We start from the raw sequence: 21,237 nt of genomic DNA on the forward strand, positions 1-21,237 counted from the left end.
TATGGCGGACGAGGCGAAGACTTCCTGGTTCCAGAAGCGGTTTCCGGTCCGCTACCTGTATCTGCGCACGGGCGACGACGTTCGCGCGGTCGCGCTGAAGCCCTGGCAACAGGTCGTCGGGACCTGCGGGATTGCGGCGCTGGCGCTGTGGACCGTCGTCGCCTCGGCCGGCTTCACCCTCGATCTGATGCACCTGGGAGCCGCGGATCGGGCCGTCGAGCGGGCCCGGGCGGCGTCCGAGCGCGCCAATGCCGACCTGCGCGCCCGTCTGGACACGGCGGTCGTGCGCATGACGGCGACGTCGGGTTCGCTGGACGAACTGGCCCACATGGTGGAACGCCGCCACGTCGCCCTGACGCAGGTCATGACCATGTTCCGCGGCGTGGACGGCGCGGAGGCCTTGCTGGTCCCGACGGTTTCGGATCCCGACGCCCCGCTGTCGCCCACCCAGCGCATCGTGGGCGTGCGGCTGGATCAGGAGACGCTGATCGATCGCGCCGAGAACCTCGCCCGGACGCGCGCGGAGCGGCTTCGGCTGGCGTTCCGTCTGGCCGGCCTGAACCCCGCCGCCTACGCGGTCGGCGGCCCGGGTCTGGGAGGCCCGCTGGTGACGGCCGACGATCCGCGCGCCCTTGCCGCCATTCTGGACGTCGACGAGCCGTTCGCCGCACGCATCCTGAACGCCTCGACGGATCTGTCCGACATGCGCAGCCTGACGGCCGTGTCCGCCGCCCTGCCCTTCGCCCGTCCGACCGACGCGCGGGTGACGTCCGGCTTCGGCCTGCGCTTCGACCCCTTCAACGCCCGCCCCGCCTATCATCAGGGCCAGGACTTCGCCGGGCCTCTGAACACGGCGATCGTCTCGACGGCTCCTGGAATCGTGTCTTTCGTCGGCGTCCGTTCAGGCTATGGCAACACCGTGGAGATAGACCATGGTCGCGGTTTCAAGACGCGATACGCCCATCTGAACTCCACCGCGGTCACGGTGGGGCAGCGGGTTGCCGTGGGCCACAGGATCGGCGCCATGGGAACCACCGGCCGCTCCACCGGCGTTCACCTGCACTATGAAGTGTGGATGGACGGCCGTCCGCAGAACCCCGCCCGCTTCATGAGAGCTGGAGATCATCTTGTTCAATAAGTCGAAATCGCCCTCCCCGGCCGATCCGAAATCCACCGCCATCCCGCCCCTGCCCGACATTCCGGCGCCGGCCGCCCCGCGCGCGGCGCAGCCTGCGGCGCCGACGCCGACGCCGGTGACCCCCGGTCGCGGCCTGTCGACGCTGTCGGCCGACCTCAGCTTCGAGGGCAACGTTTCCGGCGGCGGCGACCTGCAGATCGACGGCCAGATCAAGGGCGACGTGCGCGTCGGTCGCCTGATCGTCGGCGAGACCGGCGCCATCGAGGGCGGCGTCTCGGCCGACTACATCGAGATCCGCGGACGGGTGCAGGGCGCCGTGACCGGCAAGCAGGTCAAGCTGGTGTCGACCGCCTACGTCGACGGCGACATCACTGCGGAGCAATTGTCGATCGACGTCGGCGCCTATTTCCAGGGCCGCTGCATCCAGGGTCGCCGCGAAGCCCCGCAGCCGCCCAAGCCGGCGCCCCAGCCCGTCGCGCCGGCGCCGCAGGCCGCTCCGGCCCAACCGGCGACGCAGACGATCTCCATGTCCAACTGACGTCCGGCCCTTCCCCGTCCGCGACGGGGAAGGCGTCCCGGCTCAGTCCACCGTCGATCCGCGCGTCTCGCCGACGCGCGCGGCCAGCGCGGCGCCCATGAAGGCGTCCAGATCGCCGTCCAGCACGCCTTGTGTGTCGGACGTCTCCACGTTGGTCCGCAGATCCTTGACCATCTGGTACGGCTGCAGGACGTACGACCGGATCTGGTGGCCCCAGCCGATGTCGGTCTTGGCGTCCGCCAGTGCCTGGGCCGCCGCCTCGCGCTTCTGCAGCTCCAGCTCGTACAGGCGGGCGCGCAGCATCTTCCACGCCTGTTCGCGGTTCTGGTGCTGCGAGCGGCCGGCCTGACAGGCCACCACGGTGTTGGTCGGCACGTGGGTCAGACGCACCGCCGAATCGGTCTTGTTGATATGCTGCCCGCCGGCGCCCGATGCCCGGTAGGTGTCGGTGCGCACGTCCGACGGATTGATGTCGATCTCGATGGCGTCGTCCACCACCGGCGACACCCCGATCGAGGCGAAGCTGGTGTGGCGCTTGGCGGCGGCGTCGTAGGGGCTGATGCGCACCAGCCGGTGCACGCCCGATTCCGACTTCAGCCAGCCATAGGCGTTGGGCCCCTTCACCTGGATGGTCGCGGACTTGATCCCGGCCTGTTCGCCGCCTTCCTCCGCCTCGACCTCGACCTCATAGCCGTGGGCCCGGGCCCAGCGGGTGTACATGCGCAGCAGCATGCCGGCCCAGTCGTTGGACTCGGTCCCGCCGGCGCCGGAGTTCACTTCCAGATAGGCGTCGTTGCCGTCGGCCTCGCCGGACAGAAGGGCCTCCAGCTCGGCGCGGGCCGCCCGCTCCTTGATGGCCTTCAGATCGGCGCGCGCGCCCTCCAGGGCTTCCTCGTCGCCCTCCTCGTCCGCCATGTCCGCCAGCATGACGGCGTCCTCGACGCCCCGTTCCATCTCGCGGACGGCGTTGACCTGGGCCTCCAGCCGCGAGCGGTCGCGGCTGACCGCCTGGGCCTGTTCGGGGTCGTCCCACAGTGTCGGATCCTCGACCCGGGCGTTCAGCTCATCGAGCTTCCTGAGCGCGGCATCCCAGTCAAAGACGCCTCCTGAGCAGAGCGACGCTCTGCTCGATGTCGGCCTTCATGGCCTCGACATCCGGTCTCATCGCAAACTCCTGCGACGGTGTGAAAGGAAACGGCGCGCCGTTCTCCGGCGCGCCGTGATGGGCCTACCTAGTCCGTCAGAAGAGGCCGCTCAAGTCTTCGGGCGGATCCTGCTTCTTCGGCGGCGGCGGGGCGGTGGGCGGCGGGGCCGAGCCTTCCTGGGCCGCCTGGGCCTCGCGCTCGCGACGGATCAGGTCGTCATAGAGTTGCGGACCGGTCGGCGTCTGCGGCTCGGGCGCGCGCTCTTCTTCGCGACGGCGCTCGGTGCCGGGGCGGAAGGCTTCCTCGATGCCGTTGACGGTGCGGAACACGGCGTTCTTCGGCCTGACGAACGGACGGGCCGGCCGCGCCTTGAGCGCCGTCTGCATGAACTCGTTGAAGATCGGCACCGGCGTCGTCGCGCCCGTCTCGCCAGAGCCCATCGGCCGATTGTCGTCGAAGCCGATGAAGACGCCGACGACGATGTCGGAGGAAAAGCCGACGAACCACGCCGAGCGATACTCGTTCGTGGTGCCCGTCTTGCCGCCGACCCAGCGGCCGAGGCCGCGGGCGCTGGCCGCCGTGCCGCGCTGGACGACGCCTTCCAGCATCGACGAGACCTGATAGGCCGTGATGGGGTCGATGACCTGGACCCCGCGATCGGGCAGACGCGGCGATTCCTGACCGGAGAAGCCGCGGCCGCACTCGCGACAGCTGCGCTGGTCCGCGCGCCAGGTGATCTCGCCGGTGCGGTCCTGCACGTATTCGATCAGATACGGATCAACGCGCCGCCCTCCGTTGACGAAGGCGGAATAGGCGGCAGTCAGGCGCAGCGGCGTGGTCTCGCCCGCGCCCAGCGACACCGACAGGTTCGGCTCCAGCTTGCCGACGCCCATCTTGTCGGCCAGATCGACGACGTTGCGCATGCCGATGTCCTGCGCGAGGCGCACGGTCATGACGTTTCGCGACAGTTCCAGGCCGCGACGCAGGGTCTGGGGACCATAGTACTGGCGGCTGTAGTTCTCCGGCGTCCAGCGCGTGCCGTTCGGACCGCCCGCGAAGCTGATCGGGGCGTCCAGCACGATCGAGGCGGGGGTGTAGTCGCCTTCCAGAGCGGCGGCATATACGAAGGGCTTGAATGCCGATCCGGGCTGACGCTCGGCCTGGGTGGCGCGGTTGAAGCTGCTGAGCGCGTAGGAATAGCCGCCGACCATCGCCAGGACGCGGCCGGTATGCGGGTCGAGCGCTACCAGGGCTCCGTTGACGGCCGGGATCTGCTTCAGGGCGAATTGGCCGTCGCGCGGCTCGACGAAGATCAGGTCGCCGCGGCGCAGCTGCCGGTTGGCGTTGGCCCAGGCGGCGTCGGCGGCGATCAGGGCGCCCGTGCGGTCGTCGGCGGCCAGACGCACGCGCACGCTGTTGCCCGACACGCTCTCGACGGCGGCGGCGCGCCACGCCCGGCGCTCCGGCGGCGCCGTCTTCTTCAGCGCCTGCGCCTGCCAACCCTCGGCGAAGTCGGTCGTGCCCCACGGACCGCGCCAGCCGTGCCGGCGATCATAGTTCTCGAGCCCCGTCATGAGGGCGGAGCGCGCCGCGGACTGCAAGGCCGGGTCCAGCGTGGTGCGCAGGTAGAGCCCGCCGGCGTTGACCGGGCGGTCGCCGAAGCGCGCGACGGCCTGGCGACGCGCCTCCTCGACGAAGAAGTCGGCGTCGGCATACTGGGCCCGGCGGGGAGCGTCCTGAGTGGTCAGAGGGCGGGCGATGGCGGCGGCGACTTCGGCGTCCGTCAGGAAGCCGTTTTCGCCCATCTCGCCGATCACCCAGTCGCGGCGGCCCTTGGCCGCCTCAGGCCGGCGCTTGGGGTGATAGTTGTTCGGGCCCTTGGGCAGGGCGGCCAGGAAGGCAGCCTCGTCCGGCGTCAACTGGGTCAGCGACTTGCCGAAGTAGTTGTAGGCCGCAGACGCCACGCCGTAGGAACGATACCCGAGAAAAATCTCGTTCAGATACAGCTCGATGATCTGTTCTTTGGACAGGGTGCCTTCGAGACGGCTGGCGAGCACGGCCTCCTTCAGCTTGCGGTTCAGGCTGCTTTCCGAGGTCAGCAGAACGTTCTTGGCGACCTGCTGGGTGATGGTCGAGCCGCCCTCGAGCCGGCGGCCGGTGGCGACGTTAAACACATTCTTGAACATGGCCCGGCCGATGCCGGACACGTCGATCCCACCATGGCGGAAGAAGTTGCGGTCCTCGGCGGCGAGGAAGGCCTGGATCACGACCGGCGGGATCTGGTCATAGGAGACGTAGATCCGGCGCTCTTCCGAGAACTCGCCGATCAGGGTGCCGTCGGCCGCGTAGACGCGCGTGGCCGTGGGCGGACGGTAGTCGGCCAGCTCGGCTGCGTCCGGCAGGTCGTGAAACAACCACGCGGCATAGATCGTGACCACCAGCCCGGCCAGGGCGATGGCCCCCAGCAGGCCGACGCCCGCCATGACGATCCAACGTTCCGCGATCTTCACCGATGACTCCGAGCGACGCCCGAACAGGGTTTAGCCCGCGTCGCGCACGGCGCAAAGGGCTCAGGGGCGTCCGGCGGCGTTCCCGCTCGACGCGTAGCGCACGGGCTCCGCGTCGAGGAAGAAGGCGTCGATGCCCCGCACCACGGCGCGCATCAGGCGGCGGCGTCCCGACTGGCTGTCCAACGCCCGGGCGTCGTCGGGGTTGGTGATGAAGCCCATTTCCAGCAAGACCGCCGGCACGTCCGGGGCCAGCAGCACCGCGAGGCCGGCGTCCCGGTGACTGCGCCGCAGCATCGGATGACCGGCGCCCTCGATCTCGCCCAGCAGCCCGCGGGCGAAGCGGGCGGACTGGTTCTGGGTCGAGCGCTGGGTGATGTCGAGCAGGATGCGGTCCACCCCCGGATCGCGACCCGGAAGATCCAGCTCGCGCGTCCAGTCATCACGGCCGGTGAACTCGCGCACCGCACGCCCCGCGCCCTGTTCGGACAGGGTGTAGACGCTGGCGCCGCGCGTCGCGGGATCGCCCGACGAATCCAGATGGAGCGAGATGAAGAGGTCCGCCCCCGCGCGGCGCGCGATCTCGACCCGGCGCTGCAGCGGCACGTAGACGTCCCGGTCGCGCGTCAGCATGACGCGATAGCGCCCGGTCCGCTCGAGTTCGGCTTTCAGATCCAGGGCGGCGGCCAGCGCCAGTTCGCTCTCGCGATGCGACGCGCTCAGCGAACCCGGGTCGCGGCCGCCGTGGCCCGCGTCGATGACGACCAGGGGCTTCTCGCGGCGCGCTGCCGGGCGCGGCTCGGCGGCGGGGGTCGCGGCCGTGCGGCCGTCGGCGGCCAGATCCACGACGTAGCGGTGATGCTCCACGCCATCCCCGGGCGGCAGCAGGAAACGACGTTCGACCCGGGCGCCGGCGGCGAGGGTCAGTTCGACCCGCGAGCCCCCGGCCTCGGACGCCACGCGCCAGCGCCGGACGAGGCCGCGCCCCTCCCCTTCCAGCGGTGATCGGGCGCGGGCGCCGCGCAGCGCGATCACGACGCGACCGTCGCGGCCGGTTTCGACGACGGAGCCTTCCACGGCCCCGTCCAGATCGACCACGACGCGCGTCGCCTCCGCGTCCCCGCCCAGCCGTAGCCGCAGCACGTCCCCGCCGAACGCGGCCAGGCCCCGGCCCGCGGTCAGTCCAACGACGCAGACGACGACGAAGGCCAGCGCCGTCAGCGCCCAGTCGCGGGGCCGCCAGTGGACGCGAGGGAAGGAAAAGGAAGCACGCATTCTGACGGTCTTCGCGGACGAAATACGGATATGGCGGCGATCGTGCCGCATCGTCCTGTGGATTCCGTTAAGCCGCGCCGCGCTTTCAATTCGCGGCGGGCGCCCCTATGTTCGGTCGTCCGCGTCTGATCGCGCCGAGGGATACTTCCTGACCGGCGCGCCCTCCCCGCGGCGCCCCTACGCCATCCGGGCCGGCCCTGCGCCGCCCGACAGAGGGGGCGGACGTCGCTGGACGGCCGATCCCCGGATAAACCGAACCCATGGGCTTGCACGCCTTGGCCAACCCGCGGTCCGACCGGACCCTGACGCCGCCGCCCCACGGGCGACGCGGCGCGACGGCCCTTGCCTGCGCCCCTCAATCCATTCGGCGAGCCGTCGCGACGACCGGGCAAAGCCCCGGCGCGGACGACCGAGCGCGCCAGAGAGAGACGTTTGATGTCAAAGACCATGTTGATCGACGCGGCGCACGCGGAAGAAACCCGCGTCGCCATCGTCCAGGGCCGTCAGGTCGAGGAATTCGACTTTGAATCCAAAGCGCGGCGCCAGCTGCGCGGGAACATCTACCTCGCCAAGGTGACGCGGGTCGAACCCAGCCTGCAGGCGGCGTTCGTGGAATACGGCGGCAACCGCCACGGCTTCCTGGCCTTCAACGAGATCCACCCCGACTACTACCAGATTCCGGTCGCGGACCGCGAAGCCATCATGGCCGAGGCGGCGACGGACGAGGATCATGAGGACGATCTGGGCCGCGAAAGCGCCGACGACGAAGGCGACAGCGAAGGCAAGCTGGCCGACGAGGAACGCCTGAAGCGTCGCCTGATGCGCCGCTACAAGATTCAGGACGTCATCAAGCGTCGCCAGATCCTGCTGGTCCAGGTCGTCAAGGACGAGCGCGGCGGCAAGGGCGCGGCCCTGACCACGTGGCTGTCGCTGGCGGGCCGGTACTGCGTGTTGATGCCCAACACCGGCAAGGGCGGCGGCATCTCGCGCAAGATCACCAACGCCGCCGACCGCAAGCGTCTGAAGGCCGCGGCCGCCTCACTGGACGTGCCGCGCGGCATGGGGCTGATCATCCGTACGGCGGGCGCCAAGCGCACCAAGGCCGAGATCAAGCGCGACTACGAATACCTGCTGCGCCTGTGGGAGACCATCCGGGAGACCACCCTGAGGTCCAACGCTCCGGCGATGATCCACGAGGAGGAGAACCTGGTCCGCCGCGCCGTGCGGGACATGTTCGACAAGGACTTCGACGGCATCCAGGTCGAGGGCGTCGAGGGCTGGAAGGAGGCGCGCGACTTCATGCGCGTGCTGATGCCGTCCCAGGCGAAGAAGGTGCACCTGTACCGCGGGTCCAAGCCGCTGTTCGCCTCGAACGGCATCGAGGACGTGCTGCACCAGATCCACCAGCCGGTCGTGAACCTGAAGTCCGGCGGCTATCTGGTGATCAACCAGACCGAGGCCCTGGTCGCCATCGACGTCAACTCCGGCCGCGCCACCAAGGAGCGGAACGTCGAGCAGACGGCGTTCAAGACGAACATGGAGGCCGCCGCCGAGGCCGCCCGCCAGCTGCGGCTGCGCGACCTCGCCGGCCTGATCGTCATCGACTTCATCGACATGGAGGAGTCGAAGAACAACCGGGCCGTCGAGAAATGCCTGAAGGACGCGCTGGCTCAGGACCGGGCCCGCATCCAGATGGGCAAGATCTCCGGCTTCGGCCTGATGGAAATCAGCCGCCAGCGGCGTCGCCTGGGCGTGATTGAGGGCGCCACTGAGGCCTGTCCGCATTGTCACGGCGCCGGGCGCGTGCGCTCCGCCGAGAGCGCGGCTCTGATGGCCCTGCGGGCCGTCGACATCGAGGTCGGCAAGAACGGCGCGGGCGTCGTGAACCTGCGCGTTCCCACGGCCACGGCCCTTTACATCCTGAACTTCAAGCGCGGGCATCTGGACCGTCTGCTGGAGCAGCGCGGCGTGACCCTCGTGGTCATGGTCGACGACCGGCTGGGTCAGGCCGAGAGCGCCGTGGACCGCGTGGAGACCAACGAGGACTTCGTGCCGCCGGCGCCGGAGTTCGATCCCGCCGACCTGAACGACGACTTCGTCTATGATGAAGCCGAGGACGAAGACGAGGGCGGCGACGAGGTCTTCGGCGACGACGAGGACGACGACGCGTCGGATGATGAAGAGGACGAGCCCCGCCGCGAAGCGCGCGGTCCTCGCCGCGCCGAGAGCGAAGACGAAGGCGAAGGCGGCCGCCGTCGCCGGCGCGGCCGCCGCGGGGGCCGCAGGGCGCGCGAGGAGGCGGGCGAGACCGACGGTTTCGTCTGGGTGCGCGGCCGCACCCCGTCGCTGCAGGATCCCTTTGTCTGGTTCGATCCGTTGCAACCGTATGCCGACGCCGACGCGTCGAACCGCGGCGAGAGCGAGGCGCGCGTGACGGACGAGGTCCGGACCGACGACGCCCGGGGCGACGGCGAGCGCGGCGGACGACGTCGTCGGCGCCGGGGCCGCGGTCGCGGCGAGCGCGGCGAGACCGCCGGTCTGACGGACGCGACGACCGACGCGGCCACACAGGCCGCGGACGCCGCCGCTCCTGATTTCGCGGACGCTGTGACGGACGTGCCGGCCGTGCCGGCCGAACCCAAGCGCCGCCGCGTGCGTCGTAAGGTGACGGCCTCTGACCGCGCGGAAGACGCGCCGGTCGCCGAGCCCGCGCCGGCGCTCGAGGCGCCCGCCTTCGATGCGCCCGTGACCGAGGCCGAACCCGAGATCTCCGAGGCGGAAGTCGCCGACGCGGTCGAAGTCGAAACGCCGGTCGAGCCTGAGCCCGAGCCCGTGCTTGTGGCCGAGCCCGAGCCCAAGCCGGCCCGAACGCGCGCTGCGGCCGCGGCCGTCGAGGACGATCCCGCGCAGATCACCGCGCCGCCGCCCAAGCCCAAGCGCGGTTGGTGGCGGCTGTAAATCGCCATCACGCGGCCATGATGGTTTCGGAGGCAGGGGCGACCGCTCGACGCGGTTTCCCCTGCCGCCATCCTGGTCCAGGATGAAAGCGGAGGGGTGTCAGGAGTGGAGCGTGCGATGAGCTGGCTGTCCCGAACCGCGACCCGCGCTGCGGCCGTGCTGTCTGCCGCGGCGCTCGCGCTGTTTCCGCAGGCGGCCAGCGCGCAGAACCTGATCCGCGACACCGAGATCGAGGGAATCATCCACGACTGGTCCGAGCCGGTGTTCGTGGCGATGGGGCTGGAGCCGGATGAGATCACGATCCTTCTCGTGAACGACCAGGATCTGAACGCCTTCGCCACGCGGGGGCGGATCTTGGGCCTGAACACGGGCCTGATCATGCGGACGCGCACGCCCAACGAACTGCTGGGCGTGATCGCCCACGAGGGTGGGCACATCAAGAACCGCCACACCCTGCGCGACGGCGCCCAGAGCGCAGGCATGCAGCCGTTCCTGATGACGATGGCGCTGGGCGCGCTGGCGGCCGTGGCGGGCGCCCCGGACGCCGCCGCCGTGCTGCTGGCGAACAGCCAGTATTTCGGCACCCTGTCGGCCCTGCGCTATATGCAGGGACAGGAGGGCGAGGCCGACGTCACCGGCGCGCGCGCGCTGGAGCGGGCGGGCCTTTCCGGCCGCGGGCTGCTGGCCTTTTTTGAGAATTTCCGGTCGCAGGAAGTCTTTTCCGAAGCGCGTCGCTTCCCCTACTTCCGCAGCCACCCCCTGTCCTCGCAGCGGATCGAGCAGCTGCGCCCGATCGTCACGCAGGCCGAGCACTACGGCGTCGTGGACACGCCGGTGCAGATGGCCGAGCACGCCCTGGTGCTGGCCAAGATCCACGCCTTCATGGAACCGCCGATTCAGACGCTTCGCAAATATCCTGAATCCGACACCAGCTACCCCGCCCGCTACGCGCGCGCCATCGCCCGCTACCGCGGCGGCGAAACGGAAGTCGCTCTGGCGGCAGTGGACGAGCTGCTGGCCGAACAGCCGGAGAACCCATTCCTCTGGGAGCTTCGGGGCCAGATCCTGTTTGAGGAGGGCCGCGCCGCCGACGCCGTGGAAGCCCATCGGAAGTCGGTCGAGTTGCGGCCCGACGCGCCGCTGCTGCACGTCAACCTGGCGCACGCCCTGCTCGAATCCGGCCGCACCGACGCGGTGGAAGACGCGATCGGGCATTTGAAGACGGCCGTGTCGCTGGAGCCCGAGAACAGCATGGCCTGGCGTCTGCTGGGGCAGGCCTACGCCCGTCAGGGCAAGGAGGGCGAAGCGCGTCTGGCCCATGCCGAGCTGTATTTCGCGGTGGGCGACCAGCAACAGGCGGTGCAGTTCGCCCTGCGCGCGCGGGACATGCTGGAGCCGGGCTCGATGGAGTGGCGGCGCGCCATGGACATCATCCTGTCGTCAGGCGCGACCGAGGACGACCTGCGTCGTCTGGACGAGGACACCGCGCGTCGACGGCCGAGCGTGATCCGCCCCACCGGCGACTGACGCAGCCAAGGGATCACGCATGACCGAACAGACCCCGCCCGACGCCGCGCCGGCGCGCGACCCCTTCGCCCGCTTCGGCGATCCGCGCGCGACGGCCCTCGCATTGGCCGTCGCCGTGGTGGCCTTGGGAGCTGCCGCCTGGCCGCAGGTGAGCGGCGGCGGCGACTTCGGCGCCCGGGTGCGCGCCTATCTGCTGGCCAATCCCGAGGTTCTGGACGAGGTGGTTCGCGCCCGGGACGTCAAGGCGAATGCGGACCGCGTCAACGCGCTGACCAGGGCGGCGCAGGCCAACCCGGCCCTTCTCCAGCCGGGTCCCAACGAGCCGGCCTTCGGCCCTGCTGACGCGAAGGTCACCGTCGTCGAGTACTTCGATTACCGCTGTCCGTACTGCAAGCTGGCGGCTCCCGGTTACATCAAGCTGATGCAGGACAACCCGGACGTCCGCTTCGTCTTCCGCGAATGGCCCATCCTCGATCGGGAGGGTGAGATCACCTCGCAGTACGCCGCCCGCGCCGCGCTCGTCGCGCATGCGCAGGGCAAATACCTGCCGGTGCATCAGGCGCTGATGGCGGAACGGTCGCTGACGATCGAGGCCGTGGATCGCATTCTGTCGGAGAACGGCGTGTCGATCGGCGCAAACCGCGAAGCCCTTCAGTCCCCGCCCGTCGCGCAGGTTCTGGCCGACGTGCAGATCGGCGCGGGGCGGATGGGGCTGGACGCCACACCGACCTTCTTCGTCAACGGCCGCGCCATGCCCAGCAACGATCCGGAAGCCATCGGCCGGGCCATTCAGGGCGCGCGCTAGCGCTCAGATCAACCCGGACAGCGGTGAGCTGGCGCTGGCGTACATCCGGCGCGGCATGCGGCCCGCCAGATATCCCTGACGCCCCGCGATCACCGCGTGCTTCATGGCCTCCGCCATCAGGATCGGATCCTTCGCTCCGGCTATGGCGGTGTTCATCAGCACCGCGTCGCAACCGAGCTCCATGGCCAGCGTCGCGTCCGAAGGCGTGCCCACGCCGGCGTCGACGAGAACCGGGACCTTCGCCTGCTCGATGATCAGACGGATGTTGACGCGGTTCTGGATGCCCAGGCCCGAGCCGATGGGGGCGGCCGCGGGCATGATGGCCGCAGCGCCCGCCTCCTCCAGCCGCTTCGCCATGACCACGTCGTCGGTGCAGTAGACCATGACCTGAAAGCCGTCCCTGATCAGCAGGTCCAGCGCGCGCAGCGTCTCGATCATGTCGGGATAGAGGTGCGCCGTGTCGCTGAGCACCTCCAGCTTCACCAGATCCCAGCCCCCCGCCTCGCGCGCCAGCCGCAGCGTCCGCACCGCGTCCTCGCCGGTGAAGCAGCCCGCGGTGTTGGGCAGGAAGGTGAATCGGTCGGGCTTCACGTGATCCACCAGCAGGGGCTGGGACGGATCAGTCAGGTTCACCCGCCGCACGGCCACGGTGACGATCTCGGCCCCTGCCGCCTCGGCCGCCGCGGCGTTCTGCTCATAGCTCGCGTACTTGCCGGTCCCGACGATCAGCCGGGACGAAAAGGTGCGACCGGCGACGGTCCAGGTGTCGTGGGAAGAAGTCATGCGCGGGGTTTAGCCGCCGCCCACGAACTGCACCACCTCGATGCGGTCGCCCTCGGCCACCGGCGTGGCGGCGTGCAGCGAGCGGGGCACGATCTCCAGATTGCGCTCGACGGCCACCTTGCGGACGTCGAGGCCCAGCTCCTCAACGAGGGCCAGTATGGTGGTCGCCGCGACGTCGCGGTCCTCGCCGTTCAGCTGAATGCGCATGACGCTGGGTCAATCTCCGTGTTGGACGACGGCGCCGCCTCGGCTAAAAGGCGCGTCCGAATCCGGCCCGAACGGCCGCCCATCTCGAGCGCATGCCCGAAACCCCCGTCCTTTTCGTCCTGAACGGCCCGAACCTCAACCTGCTGGGGGAGCGGGAGCCGGAAATCTATGGGCGGGACACGCTGGCGGACGTCCAGTCGCTGTGCGAGCGCGCAGCGGCAGGTTGGCGCGTCGACTTCCGCCAGACCAACCACGAGGGCGTGCTGATCGACTGGGTGCAGGAGGCGCGAACGGCCGCGCAGGCGGTCGTCATCAATCCGGCGGCCTGGACCCACACCTCGATCGCCCTGCTGGACGCCCTGAAGACGCTGAGCATTCCGGTCGTCGAATGCCATCTGTCCGATCCGGCGACCCGCGAGCCGTTCCGGCATCATTCCTACGTCGCCCTGGCGGCGGCGAAGACGGTCGCGGGCCACGGCGCGCGGAGCTATGAACTGGCGGTCCGGGCGGCCGTCGAACTGGCACAGGAACGCGGGCTGGCGTAAGCCCGTTCGAAGACAGAAGAAACAGAGGTCCAGATGGCCGTCAGCAAGTCCCCCGCCGCCAAGCCGGCCGCCGCGAACTCCGACCAGATCGACGCCGGTCTGGTGCGTTCGCTGGCGGACATCCTGAAGGACACCGAGCTGACCGAGATCGAGGTGGAGCGCGGCGACCTGCGCATCCGAGTGGCGCGGGAGATCACGGTCGCCGCGGCGCCCATGGCCTATGCGGCCGCCCCCGCGCCGATGTCCGCCGCGCCTGCCGCGCCCGTGCCCGCCGCAGCTGCGGCCAGCATGCCCAGCGACCCGGCCACGATCGTGGCCAAGGCGGGCGAGCCGGTGAAGTCGCCGATGGTCGGCACGGCCTATCTGAAGCCCTCGCCGGAGGCCCCTGCCTTCGTGCAGCCCGGCGACGCGGTGAAGAAGGGCCAGACCCTGCTGATCGTCGAGGCCATGAAGACCATGAACCCGATCCAGGCCCCGCGCGACGGCAAGGTCGTCGAGGTGCTGGTCGGGGATGCCCAGCCGGTCGAATTCGGCGAGGCCCTCGTCCTGCTCGAGGCGTAAGCCATGTTCACGAAGGTTCTGATCGCCAACCGCGGCGAGATCGCGCTGCGCGTCCACCGGGCGTGCAAGGAAATGGGCATCTCCACCGTCGCCGTTCACTCGGAGGCCGACCGCGGCGCCATGTGGGTGCGTCTGGCCGACGAGAGCGTCTGCATCGGACCGGCGCCGGCGGCGAAGTCCTACCTCAACATCCCGTCGATCATCGCCGCCGCGGAGATCACCGGGGCGCAGGCGATCCACCCGGGTTATGGCTTCCTGTCCGAGAACGCCCGCTTCGCCGAGATCGTCGAAGCCCACGGCATGACCTTCATCGGGCCGCGACCCGAGCACATCCGCGTCATGGGCGACAAGATCACGGCCAAGCAGACGGTGAAAGACGCGGGCATTCCGGTGGTCCCCGGCTCCGACGGGGAGGTCGAGACCGTCGACGCCGCCATCGAAGCGTCGAAGGCCATCGGCTTCCCGCTGATCGTCAAGGCCGCCGCGGGCGGTGGGGGGCGCGGCATGAAGGTCGCCCTCACGCCCGACGACCTGGTCGAGGCGGTGCAGACGGCCCAATCGGAAGCGCTGGCAGCCTTCGGCAACGGCGCGGTCTACATGGAGCGCTATCTTCAGAAGCCGCGCCACATCGAGATTCAGGTGATCGCCGACAGCCACGGCAACGTGGTTCATCTGGGCGAGCGGGATTGCTCCTTGCAGCGCCGCCACCAGAAGGTGCTGGAAGAGGCCCCCTCCCCCGCCCTGTCGGCCGAGGGACGCCGGAGGATCGGCGAGACGGTCAACAAGGCCATCGCGGCCATCGGCTATCTGGGCGTCGGCACGATCGAGTTCCTGTGGGAGGACGGCGAGTTCTTCTTCATCGAGATGAACACCCGCCTTCAGGTCGAGCACCCCGTGACGGAGGCGATCACGGGCGTCGATCTGGTGCGCGAGCAGATCCGCGTGGCGGCGGGACTGCCGCTGTCGTTCACACAGGAGGACATCCACTTCGACGGGCACGCCATCGAAGTGCGGGTGAACGCCGAGAATCCGGACACCTTCACGCCGTCGCCCGGGACCATCACCGACTTCCATGCGCCCGGCGGGCTGGGGGTGCGGCTGGATAGCGCCATCTACGCCGGCTATTCGATCCCGCCCTTCTACGACAGCCTGATCGGCAAGCTGATCGTCCACGGACGCGACCGCGAGGAATGCGTGGCCCGGCTGAAGCGCAGTCTCGGCGAAATGGTCGTCGGCGGCATCGACACCACCATCCCCCTGTTTCAGCGGTTGCTGCAGGAGCCCGACATCCTGTCCGGCGACTACGACATCCACTGGCTGGAGCAGTGGGCCAAGCGACGCGCCGACGGGGCCTGATACGTGGCGCGGGGCGCGATCCCGCTCGATCTGCTGCTGCGGGCCTATCGGAACGGGGCCTTTCCGATGGCCGAAACGGCCGACGACGCCGAGGTCGGCTGGGTGCAGCCGCACGTGCGGGCCATCCTGCCGCTGCACCCCTTTCGCATGCCCTCACGGCTGGCCCGCACCGTCCGCAGGTCTGATTGGACCGTGACCACCGACCGGGCCTTTCCGAAGGTGATCCAGGCATGCGCCGAAGCGACGGCGGCGCGGCCCGACACATGGATCAACGGCGCGATCAGCGACGCCTACGTCGCCTTGCACGAAGCGGGCATGGCGCACAGCGTCGAGGTCTGGAGCGATTCCACGCTCGTCGGCGGCCTGTACGGGCTGAGGATGGGCGGCGCGTTTTTTGGCGAGAGCATGTTCAGTCGCGCGACCGACGCGTCCAAGGTCGCGCTCGTCCATCTTGTCGGACGGCTTGTGCGGTCAGGCTTCGTCCTGCTGGACGCGCAGTTCGAGAACCCGCACCTGGACCAGTTCGGCGCCGCGGCCGTGCCGCATGAGGCCTACATGGAAATGCTGGACGCGGCGGTGGCGCTGACGCCGGACCTGGATCTGTTCCACGCGCCCATGACGGGGGCGGAAGCCGTGGATCAACCGCGGCACCCCACGACCCAGGCGTCGTAGACCGGGTGCTGCAGACCGCTGACGCCGGGGCTAGAGGCGAACATCCAGCCGCGGAACAGTTGCCGGACGTCCTGCGACGGCGCGCCGCCTCGCGGCTGGGCGCTGATTTCCATGTAGGCCACGGCGTCCCGGGCGCGTTCGTCGGAGGCGGAAACCTCACAGGCGCGGGCACGGAAGATGAGCGTCTTGTTGAAGGCGACCGGCCGGCCGTTCACCTCGACCTCGAACCGCATGGTCTCGGCGGTGACCTTGTCTACGGCCTGGACGATGGCGTAGCGGCGGCGCTGCCGGCGGCCGGGGGTGCCTTCCGGCTCGGCGGCGGCCGGGGCGGCCGCGACCGTCTTTTCCTCGGCCTCGTCATCGTCGGCCTTCGTCTCAGGCTGTGCGGTCGTCGGAGGAGACTGTTCGGTCTCCTGCGCGGCGGCGACGGCCGCGGCGATCGAGTCGGCGCCGCCTGGCGGCGTCACCGGGACAGGGCGATCGGGCGCCGGGTCGCCGGCGGGCGCAGGCTCGGCCGGCGGCGTCTGGGGCGGATCCTGCGGCGGGTCCTGCAGCGGACGCGCATCCGTCGGCACATCCAGCAGTGCCGCCGTGACGCCGGCGCCGCCGAGCGCCAGCGCGGCGGCCCCCGCGATCAGGGCCAGGCGAAGTGCGCCTCTCACTCGGGTTTCCATGCTTCGTAGTCGCCGTCGGCCTTGGGGCGCACGCCCTCGGCCGCCAGCGAGCCCTGCGGCCGCCACGCCATGGGCGTGCCGGTCAGGTTCGGAAGATGGGACTTCTCCCACGTCTTGCGCGGCAGCGGGGTCCGGCTGGGCGGTTCGTCATAGGTGTACCGCAGCCAGCCGTGCCAGTCCGGCGGCACTTTCGAGGCCTCGGCATACCCGTTGTAGAGCACCCAGCGACGGCGGCGGCCGTCGTAGCTGACCTGGTCCCGCGACTGGAAATACCGGTTGCCGAACTCATCGGTGCCGACGTGCTCACCGCGCCCCTTCACCGTCACCAAGGTGCCGATGGTGGCGCCGTTCCACCAGGAGAAGAGCTTTGCGAGCACGCGAGACCGTCCGTCATCAACGCCCGCCGAGGGCTTCGGCCGGGCGGCGGGATCATAGAAACCCGCCGCCGCCGCGTCCAGCGCAACGCCCGCTCTCCCCTGTGCCATATCTTGTGGGTTAATCGGCTGCGCCACGCCAGATTTATTGCACGGGGCTCAATGGACGATTTAATCGGAGGGTCGCCGCCGAGTGAAGGACGCGCATGCCCAGGCTCCGCCGATTCCCGCCGATGCCCGCGGCCGCGCCTCTCGTCGAGATCGACGTGGAGCGGACCGGGCGCATGGTGACCGTCGCCGCGCCGATGGACTGGTCCACAGCGCGTCTCGATGCCTGGATGGACTGGGCGGGCTGCGACGGCGGCGACGTCGTCGAAGCGATCGCGGTTCGGCTGTGTGCTTTGGGCGCCGACGCCGGGACCGCCGCCGCGCTGGCCAATGCCGCAAGCGCCGGCCTCATCGCCTTCGGCGCCGTCGCGGCGATGAGCGGCGTAGTTGACGCGCGCGCGGGGGAAGGGCTGGCCGCGATCGAGCGGCACGTCGCTCAGGCGGCGGCCGCACGACTCTCAACGGGCGCGTTGACCGCCCTGACCGACGCCTTGTCCGGCGTGTCGGAAGCCGTTCTGCGATGCGAGGGGCCGGCCGCGGATTGCGGCGATCCCTTGCGAAATCCGGCGCTCGCCCGCGCCGCGTGGGCCGCACGCAGGGCTGGAGCGAGCGACGCCGACATCGCGCGCGCCGTGGACGGCGACGTGCCGGCCGACGTCGAGCGTCCGCCTGCGGCCCCGCCGCCCCTCATCACCATCCTCGCGCGAGCGGACGCGCCGGCGCCCGCCGTTCTCGCCGGCCTCCTTCATGGCGATCTGATCGCGATCTTCGATGCCCCCGAAGCCGCGACGGCATCCTCCGTCAGCCTGGCGCTCGATCTCGAAGCTTGGCGGCAAGCCTTCCCTGAGCCGGCCGATGAGGCGGGAGCCATGGCGTCCCTGATCGAGCACGCCGCGACCACGCTCGCCGCGCCCGGCGCTCGCCTGACGCTGCAGTTCGAAGGTCTTGCGGCGCGCGCGCTCCGGGCGGGGTCGGTCGAGGCCGGCATGGCCGAGGTGCGCAGGCTCGTCACTGAGGCCACCGTCGCCGTGCGCGCCGTCGATCGCGCCGTCGACCTGTACGGCGCCGACCCGGAAGCGACGCTGCGGCTCGGCATCGGGCCATGGTCGCCGATCGACGTGTTCGAGACTGCCGACGGCGCCGTGGCCCGTCGCCTGCACCCGGCGCTTGCCGACGCACTCGACCGTCACGACCCCGCCTTGGTCGAGGCGGCCGAGCGGCATCTTTTCGGACGTCGGACGCTGGTCGACGCGCCGGGTCTGGATCACGCGGCCCTCCGACGCGCAGGGTTCACCGACGTCGAACTGCAGGCGATCGAGAGCGCCCTCGTCGAGGTCGACGCGCTTGAGGCGGCCTTCGCCGAGCCGCATCTCGATCCCGGGTTCGCCCGCGACGTTCTGGGGCTGGAACCCGGCGATGGCGCGCTGCTCGCCCGCCTCGGCTTCGACGACGCCGCGGTGGCAACAGCCGGCCGTCATGCGCTGGGCGCGGCCGATCTGACCGACTGGGTCGAAGCCCCGCCGGCCCTCGCCCCGTGGCTCGGCGGCGCCGCCGACGTGACCGTCGCCATGGAGGCGGTCCTCGCGGGGCTGGGCAGCGCTCCGGACCTGCGTCCGCGACGCCTGCCGTGGCGTGCGACGGCGGCCGAAGCCGCTGCGCTTCTCGCCGCCGCGGCCGCGGAGGGACGCGCCGGTCTGCGTCTGAAGCGGGCCGATCCGCCCGCCGGCTTCTCGCTGGAACTGCGCCCCCCGGAGGAACCGCCGACACGTCGCACCGAGCCTCCGGCGCCGACCGGCGGGCCCCGGGTCGTCGAACGCGTCGTGGAAAAGGCGCGTGAGCGGCGCAAACTGCCGGATCGCCGGAAAGGCTACATCCAGAAGGCAGCCGTCGGCGGTCACAAGGTCTATGTCCACACCGGCGAGTATGAGGACGGCGAACTGGGCGAGATCTTCATCGACATGCACAAGGAAGGCGCCGCTTTCCGCAGCCTGATGAACAACTTCGCGATCTCGGTGTCCATCGGACTTCAGTACGGCGTGCCGCTGGACGAGTTCGTCGACGCCTTCACTCATACCCGCTTCGAGCCCTCGGGCCGGGTGACGGGCAACGACTCGATCCGGTCCGCGACCTCCATTCTCGACTACATCTTCCGCGAGCTGGGCGTGTCCTATCTGGGCCGCGACGATCTGGCCGACGGGGGCGAAGGGGGGGACCGCGACGGTCTGGTCCCGTCGGAGGACGCCGAGGCGGTGCCGGCATCCAGCCTCATTTCCAAAGGCTTCGCCCGCGGCGCGACGCCCGACAACCTTGTGGTCCTGCCCTTCGGAAAGGCGCGGGAGGAGCGGCGGGCGGCGACCGCCGCCGAGGCGGCGGAAGCCCCCTGCCCCGCGTGCGGCGGCATGGCCGTGCAGCGTCGCGGCGCGGCTCTCGTCTGCGACACCTGCGGGGTCGCGCCGGACGCCGCCAACGTCCCGACCGGCTGAGGCCCGCTTCTTGCAGGGGCCGCGGAGTCGTTTTCGGAGCGTCCCATGTCCCGCCTGACCGCTTTCGCCCTGTTCGCTGCCGCCCTTGCGGTCGCCGCGCCCGCCGCGCCCGCCGCGGCGCAAAACGCGGGGCAGATCTCGCGCGTGCAGGCTGGCCGCAGCTGCGCTGGATGCAACCTGTTCCAAGGCGACTTCACCGGGCTGGAAGCCTCGGGCCTCAACCTGTCGCGGTCGCGGCTGAGGCAGGCCTCGCTGTCTCTGGCGGTGATGAACCGCACCAACTTTTCGGGCGCCGACATGCGCGACGTGGACGCCTACGGGGCCGTGTTCGGCGGCGCGAGCTTCTCCGGGGCGAACCTGACGAACGCCAGCTTCGTCGGGGTCTACCTCGAGGGCGCGAATTTCTCGGGCGCCACCCTGTCGGGCGTGGACTTCTCGGGCGCCGAGATGGGCACGGCGCGCGGGCTGACGCAGGGACGGCTGAACCAGGCTTGTGGCGACGCGGCCACCCGCCTGCCCCGTGGGCTCCACATTCCCGCCTGCTGAGGGCGCCCGACCTTACTTCGATTTAAGTAGGGTTTTCGGCAGGATGGGATCATCTAGACCCGTGACCCAGTTTCCGCACCCCTCCCTGTTCCTGATCGCGGCCTCCGCGGCCGTGCTCGCGGCCGCCGGACCGGCGGCCGCACAGAAGGTGGAGCCGGTGGACGTTGGCATTCCGGTCGTCGGCGCCGTCAAGCCGCAGAACCCCTACCTCCAGCAGAACCCCTACTATGCGCAGGATCCGGACGTGGCCCGGACGGTGTCTTTGGGCGGCTCGTGCGTCCGCTGCGAGCTGTCAGGGCGCGACCTGTCGGGCGCGACCTTCATCTCGGCCACCTTCACCGGCTCGACGCTGGTCGGCGCGAACCTGCGCGGCGCCGAGCTGGTCGGATCGAACTTTTCCGGCGCCGACTTTTCGCGCGCCAACCTGACGGGCGCGACGCTGGTCGGGGCCAACTTCGGGTCGGCCAACTTCACCTCCGCCCAGCTGAACGGCGTCGAAGCCATGGGGTCGGTGTTCACCTCGGCCAACATGAGCCGGGCGAACCTGACGGGCGCCGAGCTGGGCGGCGCCAACATGAACCGGGCCAATCTACGCTCGGCCGTCTTCGCCGACGCGGAGCTGTTCGGAGTGACGCTGGCGAACGTCGACGCACGCAACGCCAGCTTCGCCGGCGCCGAGGTGGACGCCTCGAACCTTTCGAACGGCAACTTCTCCGCCGTCAACTTCCGCGGCGCGTCTCTGGACGGCGCCCGCCTGACGGGCGGTCAGTTCGCGGGGGCCAACTTCTCCGGGGCGACGCTTGACCGGACCGACATCCGCGGCGCCGACCTGTCCGGCGCGCGCGGGCTGACGCAGGCCCAGGTGTCCGAAGCCTGCGGCGACGCCTCGACCCGTCTGCCCCGCGACATGCGGGTCAACGTTTGCCGCGGCCGCATGGTCGTCGTGCGTCCGCCGGCCCCGCCGCGGCCGGCCGCGCCCCCGCGCACCACCCGCAACATCGTCGTCGCCGACCGCTGAGACCGGTCTGAGCCGGC

Annotated in this window: 19 protein-coding genes; 12 read left to right on the top strand and 7 right to left on the bottom strand. The window is 70.3% G+C overall.

Annotated features, from left to right (window positions below):
* The first annotated feature begins 1 nt into the window (after position 1).
* Positions 2-1,138 carry a peptidoglycan DD-metalloendopeptidase family protein gene (locus VGR32_RS12605; RefSeq protein WP_327451178.1) on the top strand — a complete coding sequence of 379 codons (1,137 nt, stop codon included), beginning with the start codon at positions 2-4 and terminating at the stop codon, positions 1,136-1,138.
* The gene (locus VGR32_RS12610; RefSeq protein ID WP_327451180.1) at positions 1,128-1,676 is read left to right on the top strand and encodes a polymer-forming cytoskeletal protein; all 549 of its coding nucleotides are present in this window, start codon (positions 1,128-1,130) and stop codon (positions 1,674-1,676) included. The genes VGR32_RS12605 and VGR32_RS12610 overlap by 11 nt, the downstream gene beginning before the upstream one ends.
* Positions 1,677-1,718: 42 nt before the next feature.
* Here the strand turns inward: VGR32_RS12610 and prfB are convergent.
* The 3 genes from prfB to VGR32_RS12625 all read right to left on the bottom strand — a co-directional run bounded on the left by prfB (position 1,719) and on the right by VGR32_RS12625 (position 6,603).
* A protein-coding gene (gene prfB, locus VGR32_RS12615; RefSeq protein ID WP_327451181.1) for a peptide chain release factor 2 occupies positions 1,719-2,841 on the bottom strand; the annotation gives its coding sequence in 2 pieces (ribosomal slippage) (positions 1,719-2,771 and positions 2,773-2,841; 1,122 coding nt in all).
* A 75-nt stretch (positions 2,842-2,916) separates the two neighbouring features.
* Positions 2,917-5,304, bottom strand: coding sequence for a penicillin-binding protein 1A (locus tag VGR32_RS12620; protein ID WP_327451303.1), 2,388 nt, complete (start codon positions 5,302-5,304; stop codon positions 2,917-2,919).
* A gap of 87 nt (positions 5,305-5,391) precedes the next feature.
* Positions 5,392-6,603: an N-acetylmuramoyl-L-alanine amidase gene (locus VGR32_RS12625; RefSeq protein WP_327451183.1), complete on the bottom strand. Its 1,212-nt coding sequence runs from the start codon at positions 6,601-6,603 to the stop codon at positions 5,392-5,394.
* 435 nt (positions 6,604-7,038) lie between these two features.
* Between VGR32_RS12625 and VGR32_RS12630 the strand changes: the two genes are divergently transcribed.
* The 3 genes from VGR32_RS12630 (at position 7,039) to VGR32_RS12640 (ending at position 11,893) form a co-directional block, all read left to right on the top strand.
* Positions 7,039-9,561 (top strand): ribonuclease E/G, encoded by a 2,523-nt coding sequence (locus tag VGR32_RS12630; protein WP_327451185.1) that lies wholly within the window; start codon positions 7,039-7,041, stop codon positions 9,559-9,561.
* 117 nt (positions 9,562-9,678) lie between these two features.
* On the top strand, positions 9,679-11,088 hold the full coding sequence (locus VGR32_RS12635) for a M48 family metalloprotease (protein ID WP_327451187.1): 1,410 nt from the start codon (positions 9,679-9,681) through the stop codon (positions 11,086-11,088).
* Between the two features lie 19 nt (positions 11,089-11,107).
* The gene (locus tag VGR32_RS12640) at positions 11,108-11,893 is read left to right on the top strand and encodes a DsbA family protein (RefSeq protein WP_327451189.1); all 786 of its coding nucleotides are present in this window, start codon (positions 11,108-11,110) and stop codon (positions 11,891-11,893) included.
* 3 nt (positions 11,894-11,896) lie between these two features.
* Here the strand turns inward: VGR32_RS12640 and VGR32_RS12645 are convergent, their stop codons facing one another.
* Both VGR32_RS12645 and thiS read right to left on the bottom strand, forming a co-directional pair.
* On the bottom strand, positions 11,897-12,676 hold the full coding sequence (locus VGR32_RS12645; RefSeq protein ID WP_327451191.1) for a HisA/HisF-related TIM barrel protein: 780 nt from the start codon (positions 12,674-12,676) through the stop codon (positions 11,897-11,899).
* A 9-nt stretch (positions 12,677-12,685) separates the two neighbouring features.
* A complete protein-coding gene (gene thiS, locus VGR32_RS12650; protein WP_327451192.1) occupies positions 12,686-12,883 on the bottom strand; it encodes a sulfur carrier protein ThiS in 198 nt (65 codons plus the stop codon).
* 92 nt (positions 12,884-12,975) lie between these two features.
* On the opposite strand from thiS, the gene VGR32_RS12655 reads away from it, so the two are divergent.
* From VGR32_RS12655 to aat, 4 genes are read left to right on the top strand one after another with little or no spacing between them, the layout of a single operon-like run.
* Complete coding sequence (locus tag VGR32_RS12655) at positions 12,976-13,428, top strand: type II 3-dehydroquinate dehydratase (RefSeq protein WP_327451194.1); 453 nt, start codon at positions 12,976-12,978, stop codon at positions 13,426-13,428.
* A gap of 33 nt (positions 13,429-13,461) precedes the next feature.
* Complete coding sequence (gene accB / locus VGR32_RS12660; RefSeq protein ID WP_327451196.1) at positions 13,462-13,989, top strand: acetyl-CoA carboxylase biotin carboxyl carrier protein; 528 nt, start codon at positions 13,462-13,464, stop codon at positions 13,987-13,989.
* 3 nt (positions 13,990-13,992) lie between these two features.
* On the top strand, positions 13,993-15,345 hold the full coding sequence (gene accC / locus VGR32_RS12665; RefSeq protein WP_327451198.1) for an acetyl-CoA carboxylase biotin carboxylase subunit: 1,353 nt from the start codon (positions 13,993-13,995) through the stop codon (positions 15,343-15,345).
* Between the two features lie 3 nt (positions 15,346-15,348).
* Positions 15,349-16,017 (top strand): leucyl/phenylalanyl-tRNA--protein transferase, encoded by a 669-nt coding sequence (gene aat, locus VGR32_RS12670; RefSeq protein ID WP_327451200.1) that lies wholly within the window; start codon positions 15,349-15,351, stop codon positions 16,015-16,017.
* Here aat and VGR32_RS12675 read toward each other — a convergent pair.
* Together VGR32_RS12675 and VGR32_RS12680 are read right to left on the bottom strand one after the other, a co-directional pair.
* Positions 15,984-16,679 carry a DUF2155 domain-containing protein gene (locus tag VGR32_RS12675; protein WP_327451202.1) on the bottom strand — a complete coding sequence of 232 codons (696 nt, stop codon included), beginning with the start codon at positions 16,677-16,679 and terminating at the stop codon, positions 15,984-15,986. The genes aat and VGR32_RS12675 overlap by 34 nt on opposite strands.
* Positions 16,676-17,068, bottom strand: a complete 393-nt coding sequence (locus VGR32_RS12680; protein ID WP_327451204.1) for an NADH:ubiquinone oxidoreductase subunit NDUFA12 — start codon at positions 17,066-17,068, stop codon at positions 16,676-16,678. The genes VGR32_RS12675 and VGR32_RS12680 overlap by 4 nt, the downstream gene beginning before the upstream one ends.
* 230 nt (positions 17,069-17,298) lie before the next feature.
* Here VGR32_RS12680 and VGR32_RS12685 point away from each other — a divergent pair, with 230 nt between their 5' ends.
* From VGR32_RS12685 to VGR32_RS12695, 3 genes are all read left to right on the top strand, one after another.
* A complete protein-coding gene (locus VGR32_RS12685; RefSeq protein ID WP_327451207.1) occupies positions 17,299-19,656 on the top strand; it encodes a TSCPD domain-containing protein in 2,358 nt (785 codons plus the stop codon).
* Positions 19,657-19,701: 45 nt separating this feature from the next.
* Entirely contained in the window at positions 19,702-20,202 is a 501-nt protein-coding gene (locus tag VGR32_RS12690) for a pentapeptide repeat-containing protein (RefSeq protein ID WP_327451209.1), read from the top strand.
* A gap of 61 nt (positions 20,203-20,263) precedes the next feature.
* A complete protein-coding gene (locus tag VGR32_RS12695) occupies positions 20,264-21,220 on the top strand; it encodes a pentapeptide repeat-containing protein (protein ID WP_327451212.1) in 957 nt (318 codons plus the stop codon).
* The last annotated feature ends 17 nt before the right edge of the window (positions 21,221-21,237 follow it).

This window comes from Brevundimonas sp., from assembly GCF_035935935.1.
GTDB lineage: Bacteria > Pseudomonadota > Alphaproteobacteria > Caulobacterales > Caulobacteraceae > Brevundimonas.

Bases quoted from the DNA above. Each gene is read 5' to 3' on its own strand.
- VGR32_RS12605 (WP_327451178.1), top strand. From the start codon at position 2: ATGGCGGACGAGGCGAAGACTTCCTGGTTCCAGAAGCGGTTTCCGGTC.
- VGR32_RS12620 (WP_327451303.1), bottom strand. From the start codon at position 5,304: ATGGCGGGCGTCGGCCTGCTGGGGGCCATCGCCCTGGCCGGGCTGGTG.
- VGR32_RS12625 (WP_327451183.1), bottom strand. From the start codon at position 6,603: ATGCGTGCTTCCTTTTCCTTCCCTCGCGTCCACTGGCGGCCCCGCGAC.
- VGR32_RS12630 (WP_327451185.1), top strand. From the start codon at position 7,039: ATGTCAAAGACCATGTTGATCGACGCGGCGCACGCGGAAGAAACCCGC.
- VGR32_RS12635 (WP_327451187.1), top strand. From the start codon at position 9,679: ATGAGCTGGCTGTCCCGAACCGCGACCCGCGCTGCGGCCGTGCTGTCT.
- VGR32_RS12640 (WP_327451189.1), top strand. From the start codon at position 11,108: ATGACCGAACAGACCCCGCCCGACGCCGCGCCGGCGCGCGACCCCTTC.
- VGR32_RS12645 (WP_327451191.1), bottom strand. From the start codon at position 12,676: ATGACTTCTTCCCACGACACCTGGACCGTCGCCGGTCGCACCTTTTCG.
- thiS (WP_327451192.1), bottom strand. From the start codon at position 12,883: ATGCGCATTCAGCTGAACGGCGAGGACCGCGACGTCGCGGCGACCACC.
- VGR32_RS12655 (WP_327451194.1), top strand. From the start codon at position 12,976: ATGCCCGAAACCCCCGTCCTTTTCGTCCTGAACGGCCCGAACCTCAAC.
- accB (WP_327451196.1), top strand. From the start codon at position 13,462: ATGGCCGTCAGCAAGTCCCCCGCCGCCAAGCCGGCCGCCGCGAACTCC.
- accC (WP_327451198.1), top strand. From the start codon at position 13,993: ATGTTCACGAAGGTTCTGATCGCCAACCGCGGCGAGATCGCGCTGCGC.
- VGR32_RS12685 (WP_327451207.1), top strand. From the start codon at position 17,299: ATGCCCGCGGCCGCGCCTCTCGTCGAGATCGACGTGGAGCGGACCGGG.
- VGR32_RS12690 (WP_327451209.1), top strand. From the start codon at position 19,702: ATGTCCCGCCTGACCGCTTTCGCCCTGTTCGCTGCCGCCCTTGCGGTC.